17 protein-coding genes and 1 pseudogene are annotated in these 19828 nt (G+C 59.1%); 8 read left to right on the top strand and 10 right to left on the bottom strand.

Features of this window, described 5'->3' with window-relative positions:
* Positions 1–504 precede the first annotated feature (504 nt).
* The 5 genes from ACSKB8_RS42290 to ACSKB8_RS42270 all read right to left on the bottom strand — a co-directional run bounded on the left by ACSKB8_RS42290 (position 505) and on the right by ACSKB8_RS42270 (position 4935).
* On the bottom strand, positions 505–924 hold the full coding sequence (locus tag ACSKB8_RS42290; RefSeq protein WP_438111291.1) for a DUF5681 domain-containing protein: 420 nt from the start codon (positions 922–924) through the stop codon (positions 505–507).
* A 339-nt stretch (positions 925–1263) separates the two neighbouring features.
* Complete coding sequence (locus ACSKB8_RS42285; RefSeq protein WP_438111289.1) at positions 1264–2574, bottom strand: site-specific DNA-methyltransferase; 1311 nt, start codon at positions 2572–2574, stop codon at positions 1264–1266.
* Between the two features lie 105 nt (positions 2575–2679).
* Complete coding sequence (locus ACSKB8_RS42280) at positions 2680–3195, bottom strand: hypothetical protein (RefSeq protein ID WP_438111287.1); 516 nt, start codon at positions 3193–3195, stop codon at positions 2680–2682.
* Between the two features lie 8 nt (positions 3196–3203).
* Entirely contained in the window at positions 3204–3851 is a 648-nt protein-coding gene (locus tag ACSKB8_RS42275) for a hypothetical protein (RefSeq protein WP_438111285.1), read from the bottom strand.
* Between the two features lie 535 nt (positions 3852–4386).
* Complete coding sequence (locus tag ACSKB8_RS42270; RefSeq protein ID WP_438111284.1) at positions 4387–4935, bottom strand: hypothetical protein; 549 nt, start codon at positions 4933–4935, stop codon at positions 4387–4389.
* Between the two features lie 156 nt (positions 4936–5091).
* Here ACSKB8_RS42270 and ACSKB8_RS42265 point away from each other — a divergent pair, with 156 nt between their 5' ends.
* The 5 genes from ACSKB8_RS42265 to ACSKB8_RS42245 all read left to right on the top strand — a co-directional run bounded on the left by ACSKB8_RS42265 (position 5092) and on the right by ACSKB8_RS42245 (position 9188).
* Complete coding sequence (locus tag ACSKB8_RS42265) at positions 5092–5337, top strand: helix-turn-helix domain-containing protein (RefSeq protein WP_438111282.1); 246 nt, start codon at positions 5092–5094, stop codon at positions 5335–5337.
* 148 nt (positions 5338–5485) lie between these two features.
* Positions 5486–5707 (top strand): hypothetical protein, encoded by a 222-nt coding sequence (locus tag ACSKB8_RS42260; RefSeq protein WP_438111280.1) that lies wholly within the window; start codon positions 5486–5488, stop codon positions 5705–5707.
* An 835-nt stretch (positions 5708–6542) separates the two neighbouring features.
* The gene (locus ACSKB8_RS42255) at positions 6543–7382 is read left to right on the top strand and encodes a YqaJ viral recombinase family protein (RefSeq protein ID WP_438111787.1); all 840 of its coding nucleotides are present in this window, start codon (positions 6543–6545) and stop codon (positions 7380–7382) included.
* Positions 7366–8547, top strand: coding sequence for an ERF family protein (locus ACSKB8_RS42250; RefSeq protein ID WP_438111278.1), 1182 nt, complete (start codon positions 7366–7368; stop codon positions 8545–8547). The genes ACSKB8_RS42255 and ACSKB8_RS42250 overlap by 17 nt, the downstream gene beginning before the upstream one ends.
* A gap of 35 nt (positions 8548–8582) precedes the next feature.
* On the top strand, positions 8583–9188 hold the full coding sequence (locus tag ACSKB8_RS42245; protein WP_438111276.1) for a hypothetical protein: 606 nt from the start codon (positions 8583–8585) through the stop codon (positions 9186–9188).
* A gap of 704 nt (positions 9189–9892) precedes the next feature.
* Here the strand turns inward: ACSKB8_RS42245 and ACSKB8_RS42240 are convergent.
* The 3 genes from ACSKB8_RS42240 to ACSKB8_RS42230 are packed head-to-tail and all read right to left on the bottom strand — an operon-like array spanning position 9893 to position 11197.
* The gene (locus tag ACSKB8_RS42240; protein WP_438111274.1) at positions 9893–10216 is read right to left on the bottom strand and encodes a hypothetical protein; all 324 of its coding nucleotides are present in this window, start codon (positions 10214–10216) and stop codon (positions 9893–9895) included.
* Positions 10203–10868, bottom strand: a complete 666-nt coding sequence (locus ACSKB8_RS42235; RefSeq protein WP_438111273.1) for a serine hydrolase domain-containing protein — start codon at positions 10866–10868, stop codon at positions 10203–10205. The genes ACSKB8_RS42240 and ACSKB8_RS42235 overlap by 14 nt, the downstream gene beginning before the upstream one ends.
* 26 nt (positions 10869–10894) lie before the next feature.
* Positions 10895–11197: a hypothetical protein gene (locus tag ACSKB8_RS42230; protein WP_438111271.1), complete on the bottom strand. Its 303-nt coding sequence runs from the start codon at positions 11195–11197 to the stop codon at positions 10895–10897.
* Positions 11198–11466: 269 nt separating this feature from the next.
* On the opposite strand from ACSKB8_RS42230, the gene ACSKB8_RS42225 reads away from it, so the two are divergent.
* Both ACSKB8_RS42225 and ACSKB8_RS42220 read left to right on the top strand, forming a co-directional pair.
* On the top strand, positions 11467–13161 hold the full coding sequence (locus tag ACSKB8_RS42225; protein WP_438111270.1) for a tetratricopeptide repeat protein: 1695 nt from the start codon (positions 11467–11469) through the stop codon (positions 13159–13161).
* Positions 13162–13465: 304 nt separating this feature from the next.
* A complete protein-coding gene (locus ACSKB8_RS42220; protein ID WP_438111268.1) occupies positions 13466–14608 on the top strand; it encodes an MBL fold metallo-hydrolase in 1143 nt (380 codons plus the stop codon).
* A 353-nt stretch (positions 14609–14961) separates the two neighbouring features.
* On the opposite strand, the gene ACSKB8_RS42215 is transcribed toward ACSKB8_RS42220, so the two are convergent.
* Both ACSKB8_RS42215 and ACSKB8_RS42210 read right to left on the bottom strand, forming a co-directional pair.
* A complete protein-coding gene (locus ACSKB8_RS42215; protein ID WP_438111786.1) occupies positions 14962–15222 on the bottom strand; it encodes a DUF3551 domain-containing protein in 261 nt (86 codons plus the stop codon).
* 464 nt (positions 15223–15686) lie between these two features.
* The gene (locus tag ACSKB8_RS42210; protein WP_438111266.1) at positions 15687–16154 is read right to left on the bottom strand and encodes a hypothetical protein; all 468 of its coding nucleotides are present in this window, start codon (positions 16152–16154) and stop codon (positions 15687–15689) included.
* 405 nt (positions 16155–16559) lie between these two features.
* Between ACSKB8_RS42210 and ACSKB8_RS42205 the strand changes: the two are divergent.
* Positions 16560–19693: pseudogene (locus ACSKB8_RS42205) on the top strand (GAF domain-containing protein).
* Positions 19694–19828: the final 135 nt, after the last annotated feature.

The following is a 19828-nucleotide window of genomic DNA, read 5'->3' as shown; positions in this document are numbered from 1 at the left end:
CGCAATTCTTTGCTCCTCACACTGCCGGGCCTATGGCTGTGAATCCTTGCCGAATCGTGCCTGCCGCGCGCAATGCCTAGCTTGGTCTAACCGCAAGATCGCTGCCGCGGCGAACAGGCCGTCCCACAACAGAGACACGGGGCACGGCTTGCTATGCCGGCCCGTCAAGCATGACCTGATACCCCTGAAAAAAACCATGTCATCGCGCTGCCGCGGGCACCCTGCGGAGAAAGCGACGACGTTTGAGCAGCTTACGAGCTGAAGGCAGAGCGCGATGGCGACGCGAACAGGATCCGGAACAGGAGGCGATCAGGGCTCTTACACGGCTCTAGCAGGGTCCTAGCAGGATTGACGCAGGCCCGGAAAGTCGCACCAGGCCGAACGGCGGCGTACTCGAGAGAGCCGACCGGGATCTGCCGGAGACAGTTACAAAAGCAAAAGAGGAGTGCAACGATGCACCCCTCTTGTCGGCAGCGCGAACGCGAAAGTTGGCGTTCGAACCGGCTAAAACGGATAATAATACCGATCGATACTCTGCTTCAGCAAGCTCAGCGCTCTCTTGAATTCGTCTGTGACGTCCTCGGGGAATTCACGTAAACGGTCTTCGGCTTCGACGATCACGCGCAGATTTTCGAGCTGCTGATTGACGTGCTCAAGGATAAATCGATCCTTCCTCTTATAATACAGGTCCCTAGCACGCGCATCGCCTGACACCGCCTTAATGACGAGCTGCCTGTCTATTGCCACGCGGGCTGGAATCATCTCGCGCTTGTTTCCGATCACGATCGGAACCAGCATCTCTTCAGCTTCGAAGAAGTCACGCCGAACCTGATCATCCGAGATGGGATGCGGCTGCTTTGGCGGCCGGCCTCTAGGATTGCCGGACGCCCCCTTTTCGAACTGCCCCTTGGGATTACGAGCCATGTTGTGCTCCTTGAATGATGGAGTTCAGGAGGACACAGGCACAAACGAAAATGGCGCGGCCTCCGGGTTCGCCAAATCCCTGCAAAGAGGAATTTGGACCCATCAGGCGTCACGCCATCATTTACGCACTACATGCCCGGTTTATGCATCACGCAAAGCCCACATGGGCTCAACCGCCGCTCTCGTGCGAGGCGACTTCCTTATAGCTCAGATCAGCGCTTCGATCAACGAACGCGCGCACTTTTCTGACAAGCTCGATCGCGCGATCATGAATAGGCGCCTCAAGCAGGGACAAGAGCTGCATACTCTGATCTGCCGGAATATCGCCGAAACGCTCGCTTACTGAAGCGGGTCGGACCTCCGCTGCTCGACCTCCGCGAAGGTTTCGCCTGTTAATGCCATGCTCGCCGGCTGCCCGGTATAGGCCTGCCAGCGCCGGATGGCGACATCGACATAGAGCGGGTCCAATTCGATCGCGCGCGCCCACCTCCGGCACTTCTGTGCCGCCATAATGGTAGTGCCGGATCCGGAGAACGGGTCGAGCACGATATCGCCGCGGCGCGAGCAATCCTTGATGGCGTCGATCACAAGTGCGGTGGGCTTCACTGTGGGGTGCATCTCGAGCTCGGCATCCCGTCCCGAACGAAAGCTGTTCGCACCGGCATAGTCCCAGACGTTCGTGCGATAGCGGCCGTGCTTGCCGAGCTCAATCGTATTCACGTGGGGCGCCTGCCCGACCTTGTAGACGAACACGAGCTCGTGCTTGGAGCGGTAGAACGAGCCCATGCCGCCGTTGCTCTTGTTCCAAACGCACAGGTTCTTCAATTCGGAATAGATGCCTCCGGCCGCCTTCAGCACCTCGTCCACATGGCGCCAATCCATGCAGATGAAATGGATCGCGCCATCCACGCTCGCCTGCGCCATATTGCCGAAGACCACAGCCAGGAAGCCGGCGAACTCGGCCGAGCTCATCTCGCCGGAGGCCATCTTGAATTCGCGGTGCTTGACCGCGCCAAGTCCGCTGACATGCCCGTCGATCGGCACGTTGTAGGGCGGGTCAGTGAACACCAGGCGCGCCTGTTCGCCATCCATCAGATCTGCGAAGGAGGCGACATCGCAGGCATCGCCGCACAGCAGCCGATGCTCCCCGAGGATCCAGAGATCGCCGAGCCGCGATACCGGATCGGACCCAACGGGTGGAACGAGATCGCTTCGGTCGGGCTTCTCGCGGTTGGCTTCGCCGTCTACCAGCAGGTCGATCTCAGCGGTCTCAAAACCAGTCACTTCCACATCGAAATTGATCTCGACACCCATCAGCTCGCGCCAGAGCTCGCGCAGCTGATCCATGTCCCAGTCGGAGTTCAACGCGATCTTGTTGTCGGCGAGCGAGAACGAGATCTTCTGCGCGGCGGTCAAATGATCGACCCGCAGCACCGGTACCCGCTCTAACCCTGCCATACGCGCGCCCTCGACGCGGCCATGGCCGACCAGGATCATGCCCTCCTCGTCGGCCACCACGATGCTGTTGAAGCCGAACTCGCGGATCGAGGCTGCAATCTGATGCAGCTGCTTGCGTGAATGCCGCCTGGCGTTGGCGGGGTTCGGCTTCAGCTCGGCAATTGGTAGGTGCTCAACGCGGAAATCACTCATGGGACCTCTCCAAAAAGACAGGCCTCAACTATACCATGGTCTAGCCAGATACTTCATATATACTTTCTCGATAAACACCCCTCGATCCGCCATTGGTTAATCCGGTCATCCCTTGATCGTGATCTCGATATCCTCGGGCCGCACGCCAAAGGTGGCGGCCAACGCTTTCTTTGCCTCCGCGATGGTCAGCCCTCCTCGTGCCCTGTCAGAGCCGGCCTGCCGAGCGTCGGGCAACGGTTGAAACCTCAGCCGCTTGAGGTCGATCCCGAGCTGCTTCAAGCCGATATAGGCGACCGGGTTGCGGAGCTCCTTGCGCCAGACATCCGCAACGGCAATGTCTGCGAACTCCGAAATTCCTATGCGGAAACGAGCCTGCCCCCGCGAGTTTTTGGACTCTTCGAGCGGCGCGAGCGATGAAATCCGGCCAACCAAAAATGCAGTCCGAGACGGAATGCCCTCGGCCTTATTGTCCCAGTCCTGCCTTCGGCAGCAGACAAGGTAGGGGCATTGCTCGACGCTTCTTGGACTGAGGACCCATCCCCGGGAGCCCGCCTGCTCCAGGATTCGTTGCCGGGTCTCAGAGGTAAAGACGACCACTGCGGCGTCATTGGCCTTGCTCATGCGCAGTCTCAATCCAAGTCGGCGCCGTGGTCGACCGCGGGCCTATTGGCGGCCCCGTGGGCAACCATAAGCTCATTTCCGGCCTGCTGCAGCAAGCGGCTTGGCTTCAAGCGCCCGTAGGCACCCCGCTCGTTGCGTACGCCGTGCACGAGCAGAAGCAGCTTATCTGCGAGATCTAAGGGATCGCGCAACGCTGCGGCCTTACATAGTCCCACCACCCGCCGCCGCTCCGACTGCCAATGTTCTTCGACCTCCCTCAGCAGGGGATGACGCTTGAGAGGTTCGAACAATTCCGCCGCCGTGCGCGAGAGCAACACCCGGGGCTCCATCGCATAACCAATTTGGTCCTCTTCGAAGGCAAGCCACCACCGCAGCTGTGCCTCAGGATCGTTCGGATACTGCGCGGCGAGACCATCCCAGAGCTTCTCTGACTTCGCGATCAGCGACTCGACGAAGCGGTCGATCAGCGGATCGCCATGGCCGAAATATTTGGCAAAGGTGTCCACGTTTGAATGCGCGTCCTTGGCAATCAAACTTTCCGCGACTTCGATTCCGAGAAGACGGAACAATTTGTCGGAGGCCTCAATGATCCGTTCCTTCGCCGGCTTATCAAAGCCGAAGGCCGGCGGCTGTACCGTTTCGGGAAGCTTACGCATCAAACTGGCTCCTCAACCATGTATCAGCCGATTATAGCATAACTTGTGCCAATCTTCTCTTTCCCTCCGGACGATTGAGCCGAGCCGTCCGTTGGCACACGCAGGCTACGCTTGCATGAAAATGACTACACCACTCGGTTTAGCAAAATTCTAAACAATTGTTTTCATTCGATGTTTTGGGCAGAGATCGATGAGCGCGCCGCGAAGACCCGGACTCTGGGCGAGATTTAAAGGATTTCGGACCTGTCGGAGTGCGGACGAGACCCAAATCTCCTGTACGGCCTTCCCTGGGCCTTTGAGGGGCTATCGATTTTCTCGGCTTTCCAGCATGGCCCGAAGTCCCTGCGTGGCGACCGCGCCGACCGAATGTGTCCCAATCGACGGACCGCGCATTCAGCCCAACAGCTCGGTGAACACTGTCTTTTACAATCAGAACGCCGGAAAGGAAGCGAGATGCACCGCGCCAAATGCCGCGATCGATGCTCGAATCCCGCTGCGCTCCTGGTAACGCCCGTTGGAGCGCTCCGATCCGGCGCTAACCGAACAGTCTGCCCAGCAATTCGTCGATCCCACTCAATCGCGTGAAGCGCGCCTTTCGGAGATCCCGGTGCATCGGACGTTCGGGCTTCCGTCCAGAACTGTCAGCTCGCGAATTGCAGCTGACCTTCGTGCCCAGGTCCGGTAGCCGTGATCCCGGAGGATTTCCGAACCAAAGATAACGTTCCAGCTCTAGCGTATCCTTGTCGACTTCCAACCAGATCACGCAGCCGCTCGGCTTGTCGAGCAGCCTTGCGTTGACCGAGACCTCGCTGACCTTCGAGCCTCTAAAGGTCGATTTCAGCTGGATGTGGCGGGTGACCCGGCCTGCTTCCAGCACGATGTCGTAGCCGCCGCGGTCCACCTCGCCCTTGAGCACCTCAATATCATGAAGGCCCTGGCGCCAGCGCGCCGCGATTAATTGCCAAATCAAGAAATGCGATAGCGCCTGCTCGCGAATACTGGACGCCGAGGAGTGTGACGCGATCGGCTGCCGCGGCGCTTTCGTCGGGCTGATGGCTTGAATGGATGCAATCAGGTTGGTCATGGGGCCGCACGTGCGCTCGTCTGGCCGCGCAAGTCCAGCGCGACGGCGCCAAGCTCCGCGTAGCTTCCCAGATGACGGTTAATACTATCCTGTTTTGGGATAATCCCGAAGCGGGATCAAATTGGCTGCCGCCGAATCGCAAGTGCTCCGGCGGCTATGGAAAAATCCCTCAAATCCGCCGACTACGCGCGCCTCGTTGCCCTGCTTGTCGCAACGCGACATAAGGCCGGCATCCGTCAACAGGCGCTCGCCAAGAAGCTGCGCAAGCCGCAATCCTTCGTCGCCAAATATGAGGGCGGCGAGCGCCGGCTCGACGTCGTTGAGTTTATCACCATTGCCGAGGCGCTTGGGGCTGATCCGCTGAAACTGCTGCGGCGATTCGTGCGGGATAAGACGAAATAACGGCAACCAGCGCGGGCTGGGATGCAGATCCTCGCGATGTGCTTCGACGGGCCCGCAATGAGTGAGCCATTGCTCGGAAATGACTGGACTTCGGCATTGATTGGCGCGCGCATCCCGCTGTTGCACCTCTCAGCGGAGCCCTTCGGCTATGGATGCGCAAACGATCGAACCTGCTATAAAGGCCTGTCTGGTGGAGATTCACGCGAAGCTGAAGGAGGCGAGCCAGATCGCCAAAGCCGCCCAAGCCTGTGCGGAGGCCGGCAGCTTAGCCGAGGCAGTGCATGTCTCGATGGATATCGAGCAGCTCATCTATGAAATCGGGCGTCTGCATGATGCCGTATGTCTGCTTGGTCGATTGAGCAGAAGCTAACATTGACGTCATGACGCAAGGATCAAGGTGGAACGCGTCCCATCAAGAGCGATCACTGATCGCTTGCCATCACGGTCCAGTTGCGTCCATGGTATGATCTGTCCCCACGATTTGCAGATACAGATAAAATTGGCTTATTTCGAATCGTTCGTTCACAGCGCCGGCTTCTTTCCCTCATACTTTCCGCAAGCATCTGAGAGCACGCCGCTGCGCGGTGCGAGCGGCTCTCTCATAGCGCTCCAAGCCAGCAACGCGTTTCATTTGGCTGGGGGTTGGAGATTCCAAGAACGCCGCAAGCATCCCATGCCGGATGCGTCGAATCTGGGATAGCCATAGTTTGGCTTGGACCAGATCCCGGGTGATCGGCAGGCGCGATTGATCCGCCAGTCCCGCGAGAACGGTGCCGGCGAACGCATCCAAGCCGAGATCATCCTCATTCAATCGCGAAAGCCCATGCCGATACGCGTTGCGGCTTGTACGTGCCTTCCCAATTTCTGTCTTCGGTCCCGTGCTTCGCTTGGCGTTCGCGCGATTGGCTTCGATTTGTCGTTTTGATGCCACCCTGTTTTCTCCGTCGATCTCACTATTTGCGTACTACGTCGGTTGTCTTTTAACCAGCAAGACCGGCCATGGATTACGGCAATGAGCAACAATCTTGCTGCAGAAAGGACTGGCATTCTTCCGGAATCGGAGCGTTACTGAGTCGGCCGGGCACGATGGCAGCGCCGGTATCTCACCTCGCGAACGCGGGGCTTAAGGCAGTGCGGCAGATGATGCCGCACGAAGCGTTAAGCGTAAGCAGGAGATACCGTTGCGTAGCGTTGAGCCCGAACCTGTGGCAGAGCCACAGACCCACATCGTCAAATTCAATCCCAACGACCGACGCCATTTCATTGGCGGCTCGGACGCCCGCATCGTCATGGGCGATGATCAAGACGCCCTTATTCGACTCTGGCGCGAGAAGCGCGGCGAGGTCGCTCCGGAAGATCTCTCAGACAACCTCATTGTTCAGCTCGGAACCGTGACCGAGGTCCTGAATCGTGCTTGGTACCAACGGTCATCGGGACAAACCGTCAAGGACATTCAGAAACGCGTCCGCCATCCCGTGCACAAATGGATGGGGGCCACGTTGGACGGAATCATCGAGCAGACCGGCGCAGTGTTTGAGGCGAAGTTCATGCTGCCGTGGGCCTTCACCGAGGAAGCGGCAGCTGAGAAGCACATGGCTCAGTTGCAGCACAACATGTGGGTTATGGCTGCCCGCAGCTCGGTGCTCTCGATCATCACCGGCGGCGGCAAGTGGGTTGAGATCAAGATTTATGCGGATCCGCTCTACCAACATCTCCTGCTCACTGCGGAGAAGAAGTTTTGGCGCTGCGTCCAGAGCGGAGATCCTCCTGCCCTCTTCAATATCGAGACGCCGCGCCCTCGCCTGGAAGCAGTCAAAGTCGTCGACATGTCGACGTCTAATCAATGGGCCGAGCTTGCGGCGACCTACCTTCGAACCCGAGAGGCGCATGGCGAGCATGAGACCGCCAAGGCTGATCTGAAGAAGCTTATGCCGGGGGATGCCAAGGAGGCGACGGGTCACGGCGTCAAAGCCAAGCGCTCCAAGTCCGGCGCTATCAGCTTCGAGGCTCTGGTGACGGAGAGCTCCGATGCATCAGTCCAGTGAGTGCATTGGGACCATCGCTGCCGCCCTTGCCCGGGCTCAGGCCGAACTGACGAACCCAGAGAAGAACCAGTCCGCCGTCATTCGGTCTCCCTTCCCGCGGGAGGATGATCGGACCTTTCGTTACGCTTCACTAGCCTCCGGCCTGGACATCGTCCGCAAGACGCTAAGCCAGCAGGAGATAGCCACCATCCAGACCACTCGGGTTGAGCAGGTCACAGGCCAGATCCACCTCACCACCCTGCTTGCCCATGCTTCCGGGGAATGGATTTCCTCAGACCTTCCGGTCTGCGCCAGCAAAGACGTCGAAGCGCCGCATCGGATGGGGACAGCGCTGACCTACGCTCGCCGGTATGCCCTGTTTGCCCTGGTCGGGATAGCCGGGGAGGACGATCTGGACGCGTCTGATGTCGTTACAGGGCCTCCAGCTGCCACCGAGCCGCAGACCGCGCCAGCACCGAAGGGAAAGCCCTCGAAGGGCGTCCTGAACCGTCCTTCCGTCTTACCTCCTGAACGCTCCGCCGAGCTTCTAGACAAGCTCTTAGGCGAGCTTGCGCTCCAGGAGGGCAGCGAAGGGCTGCTTGCCTGGGCCAAGATCAGTCTCCCGCTCAAGAACACGCTCCTGGAGGCGGACGCCCGCGTTCTCGAGGCCGCCTACCAGAAGAGGTTCGACGAAGCCGCCCTTCCCGACATCGATTTAGCAGACGAGCGGCCCATCTCAGCGCTCGGACGGCCTCTACCTGAGGAACGCCCATTCGAGACAACCAGCGACGTTCACGCACCTGACAACGCCTCTCCCGGAGAGCAGGTGGGCCTCGCCTTCCCAAAAGAGCCGCCGCGGCGGCGAAGCAAGGATCACCTCGCCTTCATCCGTAGCCAGGGTTGTCTGATCTGCCAGAAGACCCCAGCTGATGCGCATCACCTGAAATTCGCTCAACCAAGAACATTGGGACGCAAAGTCAGCGACGAGTTCACCGTCCCGCTTTGCCGATCCCATCACCAATCCCTGCACCGGCATGGAAACGAAAGAGCCTGGTGGACCAATCTGCAAATTTCGCCCCTGCCGATCGCGAAAGAGCTTTGGGATGCGAGCCCCGTCCATGTGACGACCGGCGCAAACGTCGCCGCATCGATACCACTCCCGGTATCGGAGGCAGGGGATCAATGAATGGTCCTGTGAGCCTACCTCAACCGCAGAGCGTCTTGCCGTCTCAGTTCGAGGCGCTGTGTCCTCCGCCTCAACTTCTGCCCGGGGAGAACATCGACCACTATCATGCGGTCCAGGCCGCAATCTTCCGCGATCTCGATCCTCAATCAGCTATCGAATGGCTGCTTGCCATCGACATCGCCGAACTCTCCTGGGAGATGCAACGTTACCGAGTACTGCGGCACAGGCTCCTGAACACCTACCGCCAAAAGGCTATCGAGATGACGCTTCGCCGCATCGATCTGGCGGGCATTGACCCGGACTTCCAGGAAGTTGCCGAAATCTACACCATCCACAACGCCCTGGATTGGCAACTGGACGCCTCAGCCGCACGCGATATCGAAGCCCGCCTTCAATCGTACGGCTTCGATCAACACGCTATCAGCATGGAGGTCTACGTTCAGGCGCGCGAGATCCTCTCGCTGTTTGAATCACTCTTGAGCGGAGCACAGCTTCGACGCCTGACGTTGCTGAGGGAGATTAACAACCTTCGACACTCCAACATCTCGGATGTTGCTCATGTTGCTGGTCGCAAAGGTCAGCTAAGGGGTCCCAAGTTTCCTCGAAGAGCTATTGTCGACGACCCTTTGCATGGAGGCTAGCATCATGCGGCCATCGGCTTTCTCAGACGGGATCATGCGATGTACGAAGCCCATACCAGCGAGTACCCAACGCTGGCACGGTCGTCACCGCTTCCCGATTAGACTTCAGCCAGCCGAGACCGAACCTGCCCCACGATTGTGCATCGATTGCCTCACAATTGTCATGGCGCCTCCATTGCAACGCAATATACTTCGATTAGCAATCAGGAATGTCAGGCGAATTTTCGATGATCAGACATGCTATGCGCATGCTGGCCATAATGTACTGCGTTTGCAGCCAGCCCGCCTATTCACACTACGAATCTCAAGCGGTGACACCACCGCTTTCATTCTCTCAATTCTGCATTCAATATCCCGCGGACTGCCAGCGCCACGATGACCGCAGGATTCGAGATTTCCGCTCCTCTATTCAACGTTGGCGAGAACTCGCCCAGATCAACTAGACGGTGAATTTCGGCATAGCGCCAAAGGATCCCCTCGGCCAGCGGCGGTTTTGTTTTTGAGCTGCGAGGACAGCCGAACCAGCATAGCCCAACGAGCAATCCAGCCGTAAGACGACCGGCCACCGCAGCGAGCGCAGCAGATGTCCGTCGTTTCTGAATAGGAGTGGGACCCGAACGCTTCATCTTCAGGAGAGCGGACGCGGAGGCGCGCTCGCCTCGCCCGCCGCTTGTGATCCGGAGCGGACGATCTGCCCTTGGGGACTAGCGATGCCCGAACTGCGCTACGACCGCATACCACAGGGCCATAGCTTCGGGCGATTTGGGATTCCCGACCGGCAATTTACGAACCGCCGTCTGCACCATGATCAGCTTCGACTCGGGATCGACGAACAAGCCCTGTCCATGAATGCCCAAGAGAAGAAACATTCGCCGCTCTCCCGGCAGGATCCACACTTGATAGCCGTAGCCCCAGGACTGCGCAATCGTGTTGCGCAGGTAACTATCCGGTGGCACCGTTGTGGCATCGAGAAGCCACTGCCGGGGGATAATCTGTTGGCCGTTCCAGGCGCCGTCATTTGCCAACATCAAGCCCAGGCGCGCCCAGTCGCGTAGCGTGGCTATGAAGCAGCAGTAAGCCACTTCCTGCCCTGTCGGATCGATAGCCCAGGCGGCGTCGGAACTCGGCACCGAGCTTTTGCCAGATCCGCGTTGCAAGATAGTCGGAAAGGGGCATGTGGACCGCGCGGCTGACGACGAGGCCGAGCACCTCTGTCTCCGAACTGGCATAGGCAAACCGTGTATTCGGCTGCGCGTCACGCCTGTTGAATTGTCGAAGTGCCGCAACCGCACCCACTGCATTGTTTCCCAGCAGTCCCAGATGCAATCTAAAAATGTCATCGTCTGACTGGTAGGTTCTTTCGGCAAAAGCGACGCCTGACGACATGTGAAGAAGAGCGCGCAACGGCGTAGCCCCGTATGCAGTTCCCTCCAATTCCGGCACATAGGTTGCTGCCGTATCGTCGATCGAATGAATTGCGCCTTCAGATACAGCGATGCCGACCAACAAGCCGGTAAGGGTCTTCACCATCGACTGCGAGAGGAAGCGATCCTTGTCCGTTCTGGCATATTGATAGTGCTCTAACAGGATGGTGTCACCGCGCGCGATTAGCAGGCCGGTGACAGGGTGCGCATCGAGATAGTCGCCGATCGCCTTCTGCCGGCCATCGTAATGATACACCGGAGCGATCTCCTCAGCCGCGCGCTTCAAAACCGACGGCGTTGCCGGTTTTCGACCGTGCGCACCGGGCGCACTTTGTCGAAATGACTGTAGGTCCCGACCATGAAATCCTGCCCGCGGCCTGGCGGGTATTCAAAGGGGGGCACCGGATAACCCCGAGAGGCGCCATAGGCCTCCGCCTCGGGACCCGTGTCGGAGAACACCGGACCCGATTCCGCGAAAACAACACCCTCGAAAATAAGCATTGAAAGGAACGCGAGCAGCAAGGGACGGATCATGGCGCCCTCAACTAGCAAAATAGACCCGATGATCAGAAGCATCTCAGACATTGACGATATCATCAATCAAGGCTCATGTCCGGCCGATACCGACGAAACCAGCGTTCGGCCGCGTGTGAACTGATTTGGCTCGGCCGCTTTGCTTTGCACTGCGCGGCGGAAGCTGGGCAGCCCCGTATTGACGTAAATACGGCTCTCGCGGGATTGCCGCTTACAGGTACGCAGAAGAGTGCTAGACTTCTGCTTGTCCCACCGGCTTCGGAGGGCGCGTGACGGAGCAGCGGGTTCATAGGAGATTAGCGGCAATCCTAGCCGCAGACGTGGTCGGCTATTCCGCGCTGATGGAACGAGCCGAAGAAGCCACCTACGCTGGATTCGAGCGGCTCAAGCGAGATTTGATCGAGCCAAGCCTCTCCCGCCATGAAGGCCGGCTTATCAAGACAACGGGCGATGGAGCGCTCGCCGAGTTCGCCAGTCCATTAGCCGCCGTGAGATGCGCGGTTGAGATACAGGACGGTCTTATTTCGGGCCGCCATGGCTTCAAGATGCGCATCGGGATCAATTTGGGTGATGTAATCGTTGGGACCGACGGCGAGCTCTTTGGAGACGGGATCAATATTGCGGTCCGGCTAGAGGGTCTCGCCGACCAGGGTGGCATCCTGATTTCCGAGAAGGTGTTGAACGAAGTCGAAGGTAAGCTGGACGTCGGGTTCGAGGATCGTGGTGAGCAACAGCTCAAGAACATCGCCAGGCCGGTTCGGGCTTATGCTGTACGCTCGGGAGCGGATAGCCCGCTGACCGAGAGGATAGGTGTGGCCCCTGCACTCCCAGATAAGCTTTCCATCGCGGTTCTACCGTTCCAGAACATGTCCGGCGATCCAGAGCAGGAGTATTTTGCGGACGGAATGGTTGAGGAAATTACTACCGCCCTTTCGCGGTTCAAATGGCTGTTCGTGATCGCTCGCAATTCGAGTTTCACCTTCAAAGGTAAGGCGATCGATATCAAGGACGTCGGACGCAGACTCGGCGTCCGCTATGTCCTCGAGGGGTCTGTGCGCAAGGCGTCGGGGAAAGTTCGTATCGCAGGGCAATTGATCGACGCGGTAACGGACGCACATGTCTGGGCGGATACATTTGAACGAGACCTGAGCGACATTTTCCTGCTTCAGGATGAGATAACGACCGCCGTTGTCGGCGCTATCCTGCCAAAAATGCTTCGAGCACAAATTGTAACGGCAACGCGGCGGCGACCGGAGAACCTCACCGCCTATGATCTTCAGCTCCGGGCCATGTATCAGTATTCCCTGGCGACCCGCAAAGGATTGGCCGAGGCGATCAGGCTGGCGAATCGCGCGTTGGAGTTAGACCCACGGTTCGGCTTTGTCGCGGCTCTGGCAAGTCTCTTTCACATGGTCAAAGTCATCTTAGGCTTTGCTACTGATCCTCAATTCGACAGGAAGGAGGCAATTCGATTTCTTCGTTGGGCCTCAAGCGTCGATGATGGTGATCCGCAAACGCTTGCGACGACCGCCATGGTCTCGGCGTTCATGGTTGGCGATTATGAAAGTAGCATCGAAATGATTGACCGGGCGGTCGCGCTCAACCCAAATTCGCACTGGGTATGGCTCGACAGAGGTTGGGTCTATCACACTGCGGGCGTGCCGGAGGAAGCGATCCGGAGCTTTGAACTTGCCATGCGCATGAGCCCGCTTGACCCGATGCTAGATCGGTTGTGCGTTGGAATGGGGATGGCCCTTATCGAGCTTTCTCGCTTTGACGAGGCCATCGCCGCAGGTAAGAAAGCCCTTCGTCATAACCCTTCTTTCTCGGCAACTTACTGGTGTCTCGCGTCCGCTTTCGCCCATCTCGGACGTGGCGCCGAGGCGCGAGAGGCGGCGGCACGTTTGCTTGAGCTCGATCCCGCTTTCACAATATCCGCCTGGATTGCTAGGGGCGGTCAATCAAACGCGCAGCTGGCGATCGAAGGGCTCCGCAAAGCGGGGCTACCCGAATAGCCGTGGCGCGTCGTGCGGAGGCGATACCCGCTTCTGGCCCGGAGGGAAGATCGCGATGGCACCGGGCACGTCAGCAGCCGAAGCCAGACCGGACGCGGTGGCGACGGGGCCAAATCGACGCGAATGACCCGAACCGGACCAATGTGACTCGCCACGCTATCCCGCGCGGGATAGGATGCGTCTATTCCTCGGTGTGCGGGCTGCCAGACGCTGGTGTGTTCGGCACCCCAACGCCTCCGCCCTGGAGTGCGTTTCCGCGTGATGCCTTGCGGCAGCAAAGGCCACGTAAAGGGAGGATTTGATCATGCTACTTTGCCAATGCAACGCAATTCATCGACGCGATGTGGTATGCGGCGGCGGTGCTGCCTTGTTCAGCGCCGTCGTGGCGACGCTGATCGGCAGCGGGAAGCCGGTACGCGCAGATTCGATCGCCGGGAAGGTTCCGGAGATCGATCGTGTGGCAGTGCGCGTGGTCGTCGACAGCTACCAATTCGCTGTCGCGCCGAGCCGGAAGGTTTCCGATGTTGAGATTGAGCACTTCGGCTGGGGCATCGGCGGTGGCAAGCCGCCGGGTAAAACGTTGATCAGTGAGTTCGGCCTGTCGATGCACGTCGAGTCGCGGCGCGGCGCCGAAACACGACATGTCCTGGTCGATTTCGGGTTCACACCGGACGCGCTGGTCAACAACGCCAATCTCGTAGGCATCGATCCGGCCGCGATTGATGCCCTTGTCTTGAGCCACGGACACTACGATCATTTTGGCGGTCTTGCCGGCTTCCTTAAACAAAACAACGGCAAGCTCAAAGCCAAGCTACCGATTTACATCGGCGGCGAGGACGCATTCTGCTCCCGCGAATGGACGGCTCCCCCGGTGCGCGCCGACTTCGGAGTCTTGGATCGCAAGGCACTGGAAGGTGCCAATGTTGCTGTGACCTATGCAGAAGGGCCGGCACTGGTCGCTGATCACGGCTTCACCACGGGGCATATCGGCCAAACGAGCTTTGAGAAGCTGCTGTCCCCCAGCGCCATGAAGATCGGCGTGGATCACGGCATTGGATGCTATGCTGACAAGCTTCCGGAGGACGAACGGACGAAGACTGTCGTCCCGGACCAGTTCCGGCACGAGATCGCCACTGCATTCAATCTAAAAGGCCGCGGGTTGATCGTGTTGACGTCTTGCAGCCATCGCGGGGTAATCAACGCGATCAAACAAGCCCAAGCGGCTTCGGGTATCAGCAAGATTCACGCGGTGATAGGCGGGTTCCACCTCGCGCCCTACAAGGAGGACTATGTGCGCGACACGATCACGGCGCTGAAGCGTCTCGACATCGACTACGTCATTCCACTGCACTGCACTGGTGAGCCGTTCTACGAGATGACGAAGACCGAGATGCCGAACAAGCTCCTGCGCTCCTACACGGGCACGCGCTTCATCTTCGCTGCTTAGCAAGGACACCCGCGATCCTCGCGCTCACGGCCGCGAACGGGTGCAATTGCTGGCTGCAGCAGATGCTGGAGGATCTAAATCGCATAGCCATGCCGAACGAGTAGTGCGATGCCGATGGCGCTAAGCCTCGTGCTAACAATGTCCGGATTTGTGCCCGTTTGAGACATGCAGGCAGACTCAAACAAGGTCTGCTTGTGAGGGACGACCGGAAGTCGTTGGCGGAGGTCAAAACGACGCGATTGACCTTAAGCCGACAATTGAACCCCGCTCCTGGGCATATGTGAAGATGTGCTATTGGCAAGCGGCTTCTGACAGTGAATAGAAATTGTTCTCAGCAAAATGTGGTGGGCGTATCAGTATGGGGCTGATGAACGCATGCGGCCGCCCGATAGCGTCGGCTGCGCTCGCGACCAATAGGGGTTCTCCACGCACATTGCCGCAAGTCCGATGGCCGCCGCTCGGCACTGATCCCATGATGTATAGGCGCACTCGAAGTAGGTGCTGCCACCCCACTGCCATTTCTGAAGACAGACGGGATGCCTGGGATCGTAAGTTTGAGCTGTAGCCGAGGTGACTACCAGGATCCCCGTACTCAGGACTATCCAACGTAGCATCCGCATCGCCGCCTCCTTCAAATGGTCAGCAGAGCTTTCAGTTTCGAGGCCGGTCTATTGTATGCCACCCGACGTGATCGGGCTAGATTGACCTCAAGGCAGCCGCTTGAAGGGATGCGCGCCGAATATAACGATCCAAAGGAACAGGATAGTTCGATCTTACCGCATAAGCGCCCGAGTGAAGCGACGGCTTTTCTCGTTCGCAACAGCGATGCTCGCACAAGTCACGCCCGCGCCAACGAGATGGTCGAATCCCATTGCGGTTTTGGCCCATCGCGACATTTGCGGCGTGGCACAAAGAAGGTCAGTATTGGCCCGACGCGACGTTGAGATCGTGCCGCGATGGGTCTGCTGGGCGGGGCAGACCGGATACCCCAACCAATCGAACTGGATGGTGCTTCTGCCCCACAGCGGACCACGAACTCAGATCGTTCGACTTCGATGTGCCACGCCCTGAGGCGTCCTCAGATTTCGCAGCCGGTCAAATTCAATGCCTTGCGCAAGCCACCAAACGCCTTGAGCCGACAGGGCTCGGTATCGCTGGCGGCCTTTGAACGCTCGAAATTGGCAGTTCGCTTGATAGCGGTTGCCTTTGGCTTCGGCCTGGGACGTTCAGCGGTCGCGATCTTCTTCGGATTGTGCCGATGACGGACGATCGGTTCCGGCTCGGGCGAACCGATATGGATGTCTTCTGGGGGAGCAACGTGGTCTTCGACCAAAGCAGCCTGTGTCGGCATCTCGCTGCTCACAGCGACGACTTCAAGGCGATCGGCCTTCGCCAATGCGTCATGTGAAGCAGAGATGCCTGCGTTTTGCTCGGCAAGCGGCTGGACGATCGCTACTGCGCGACGCGGTGGAGCTCTCAGCTCCATAGCTGACAGCACTCCTACACTCAACAGGATGAGGAGGCCCAACAACGCCAATCTCAGCATAATGCGCCTCTAACCTAAGTTAGTGCCGCTGAAAATTCTCCGCGCCAATAAGGCAACTTGTCGACGGCTGCCGACCCCACGACGAATCATTTTCCGACAGGGTTAACGTCGATGATGTTCCCCACACGTAGCGAGAATGCCGCCGCCGCTCATGTCGGTTTCCGTGAGCGGACCGTGCGCGGTCACGGGAAGATGGTCCTGTCAGTGGCCTCGATCTGAGCCACGAAGGTGATCGTCATGTCTGCTGTTCGAGGGAAGCCGGACACCGCCTGACCGATTGGGAGACCGCGGCTCTTGACCCTGAACGGAAGTGGGGTGCAGGCAAATTTGCTGCACTGCGATTAGGGCTTCCGGCACGCTGGCCTGAGCGGTTAGGATACTTTCCGCCGGGCACAGAGGAAGACAATGAAGCGGGGCTCAACCGGAAGATGCAAACCGGGTAAGTCGGCGCGCCACAAGGCGGCGACCTCCAAGGCGAGGGCCGACGATCGTTCGACAACGGCCACTCAGCAACGACGCTTAAGACGCGAGCGCGACGAGGCGCTCGAGCGGGAGAAAGCCACCGCCGAAGTGCTGCGGGTCATCAATTCATCGGCCGGCGATTTGGAACCGGTATTCGACGCAATGGTCGAGAATGCGCTGCGGCTTTGTCAAGCCGAGTTCGGAAACCTGTTTCTTTACGATGGCGAGAATTTTGCGACGGCTGCGCTGCATGGCGCGCCGCCGGCCTATGCTGAGACGCGACGTCACGGCGGGGTGGTCCGTCACCCACATCCGGATGTTCCCTTAAACCGCGTCATTCGCACGAAAGAGGTTCTTCACATTGCGGACGTCAGAAACGAACAAAGCTACATCGATCGCGACCCACGATTCTCCGAGCTTGTCGACATCGCCGGCGCGCGTACCCTTCTCCTTGTACCAATGCTCAAGGATGACAAACTAGTCGGCGCCTTCGCCATCTACCGGCGGGAGGTCCGGCCTTTTGGAAGCAAGCAGATCGAGCTGGTTCGGAATTTCGCGGCCCAAGCTGTCATTGCGATCGAGAACGCGAGGCTGCTGAAGGAATTGCGCCAGCGCACGAATGATCTCAGCGAAGCGCTGCGGCACCAGACAGGCAGCGCCGGCATCCTCCGCGTCATCGCCTCCTCCCCCACCGATGTCGGGCCGGTTCTCAGCGCGATCGTCGAAAGCGCCTGCGAACTCTGTGAAGCCTATGATGCCGTTGTCGTGTTGAAGGACGGCGGCGAACTGCGCCTTGGCGCTCATCACGGCCCGATTTCAATGAGTCAGCAGCGCTGGTCCAACGACCGGACCTCGATCTCAGGCCGCGCCGTGGCCGACAGGCAGCCGGTACACGTGCACGACGTGCTATCCGACGAAGGCGCAGACTTTGCGAATGCGCGCGAAATGTCGCGCGTCGATGGCTGCCACACACTCCTTGGCGCGCCGCTGCTACGTGATGGCGAAAGCATCGGCGCGATCGTGCTGCGTCGGGCAGAAGTCAATCCATTCAGCGACAAGCAGATCGCGCTGCTCCAAACATTTGCCGATCAGGCGGTAATCGCCATCGGCAATGTCCGCCTGTTCGAGGAGGTGCAGGCGCGGACGCACGAGTTGACCGAATTGCTGGAGCAACAGACCGCGACATCGGAGGTGCTGAGCGTCATCAGCCGATCGGCCGGCGATCTCGCGCCGGTGTTCGATGCGATGCTGAGCAAGGCGATGCAGCTCTGCGGCGCCAGTTTCGGCGTGCTCAACACCTACGCTGGCGGCCAATTCCATACAGCGGCCAGTTATGGCCTACCTGCCGCCTACGATGAGTTCCGGCGCAAGCACCCCCTCAACTATGGTCCGGCCACCGCGCCCGCACGCCTTTTGAAAGGTGAAGCTTTCGTCGAAATCGCCGATCTGCTCGAATCGGACGCCTATCGCAGCGGCGATCCCGACCGTCGGGCGCTTGTCGACCTCGGCGGCGCACGCTGCCTACTCGCGGTGCCGTTAGTCAAGGACGAGCGAGTGGTCGGCAACGTTATGATTTTCCGGCAGGAGAACCGGCACTTCTCCAAAAAGCAGATCGCGCTCCTGCAGCAATTTGCTGCTCAGGCGGTCATCGCCATCGAGAACACGCGGTTGCTCAGCGAATTGCGCGAGCGCACCGAGGATTTGAGTGAATCGCTGCAACAACAGACGGCGACCGCCGATGTGCTCAAGGTCATCAGTCGCTCGGCCTTCGACTTGCAGGCCGTGCTCAATACGCTGGTTGAATCGGCGGCACGACTGTGCGAAGCCGATATGGCGGCGATCACCCGCAAGACCGGCGACGTTTATTTCCGAGCCGGTTCGTACGGCTTTCCAATCGAATTCGCCGAGTATGTAGAGATCTACCGGTCAGGCCCGACAAGCGCACCATTACGGGTCGGACTCTGCTCGGTGACAAGGTGGTCCATATTACGGATGTGCTAGAAGACCCTGACTACTTCTTTGAAGGTCAGGAATTGAGCGGCAATCCGCGCAGCTTTCTCGGAGTGCCCTTGCTGCGCGAAGGCAGCCCGGTCGGCGCCATAGTTCTCGCCCGTCGCGAAGTCCGGCCGTTCAGCGAAAAGCAGATTGAACTCGTTGCGAGCTTCGCCGACCAAGCCGTCATCGCGATCGAGAATGTGCGCCTGTTCGACGAAGTGCAGTCCCGCACCCGGGAACTTGCCGCCTCACTCGACGACCTCCGCACCGCGCAGGACCGGCTGATCCAGACCGAAAAGCTTGCCTCACTCGGCCAGCTCACCGCTGGCATCGCGCATGAGATCAAGAACCCGCTCAACTTCGTCAACAACTTCGCCGCGCTGTCATCGGAACTGACTGACGAACTGAACAATATTCTGAAGTCCGCCAGTCTCGCCGGTCATGTCCGCGACGAAATCGATGAATTGACAGGACTGTTGAAGGACAATCTGCAGAAGGTCGTCCAGCACGGCAAGCGCGCCGATTCCATCGTCAAGAACATGCTGCTGCATTCGCGCGAAGGCAGCGGCGAGCGCCGGCCGACCGACGTGAACACCCTCGTTCAAGAGAGCCTCAACCTCGCCTATCACGGCTGGCGCGCCGAGAAGCCGCAGTTCAACGTCGCGCTCAAATGCGAGCTCGATCCCGAGGCCGGCACGGTCGAAGCCTTCCCGCAAGAGATCACGCGCGTCCTCCTGAATTTGGTCGCCAACGGCTTTTACGCGTTAACCAGGCGTAAGGTAGAAACGGGCGATAAGGCCTTTGACCCGGCTCTCACTGCTACCACGAGAAATCTCGGGAAGACGGTCGAGATCCGAATATGGGACAACGGTACCGGCATCCCACCTGAGGTCCGAGGAAAGATTTTCAATCCCTTCTTCACCACTAAACCGACCGGGGAAGGAACAGGACTCGGCCTCTCGATGGCTCATGACATCATAGTAAAACAGCACGGCGGCAGGATTGACGTTCAGACGAAGCTCGGCGAGTTCACCGAGTTCGTCATTACCCTGCCGCGCGACAACGGCACTCCCTCTAAATAGAGGCCGAAATGACGGCTTATGGCCCATCGCGTCAATCGGCGGCGAGCGCTCCATCGTCCGATGCCGTAGATGGACCGGACCTCGCCGAAACGGGCCTAATTGACGCGATTGACCCTGGCTGTGTGAAAAGCCACG

It is taken from the genome of Bradyrhizobium sp. BR 1432, assembly GCF_051547705.1.
In the GTDB taxonomy this organism is placed as follows: Bacteria; Pseudomonadota; Alphaproteobacteria; order Rhizobiales; family Xanthobacteraceae; genus Bradyrhizobium; species Bradyrhizobium zhanjiangense.
This window is presented reverse-complemented; position numbering and strand designations above follow the sequence as displayed.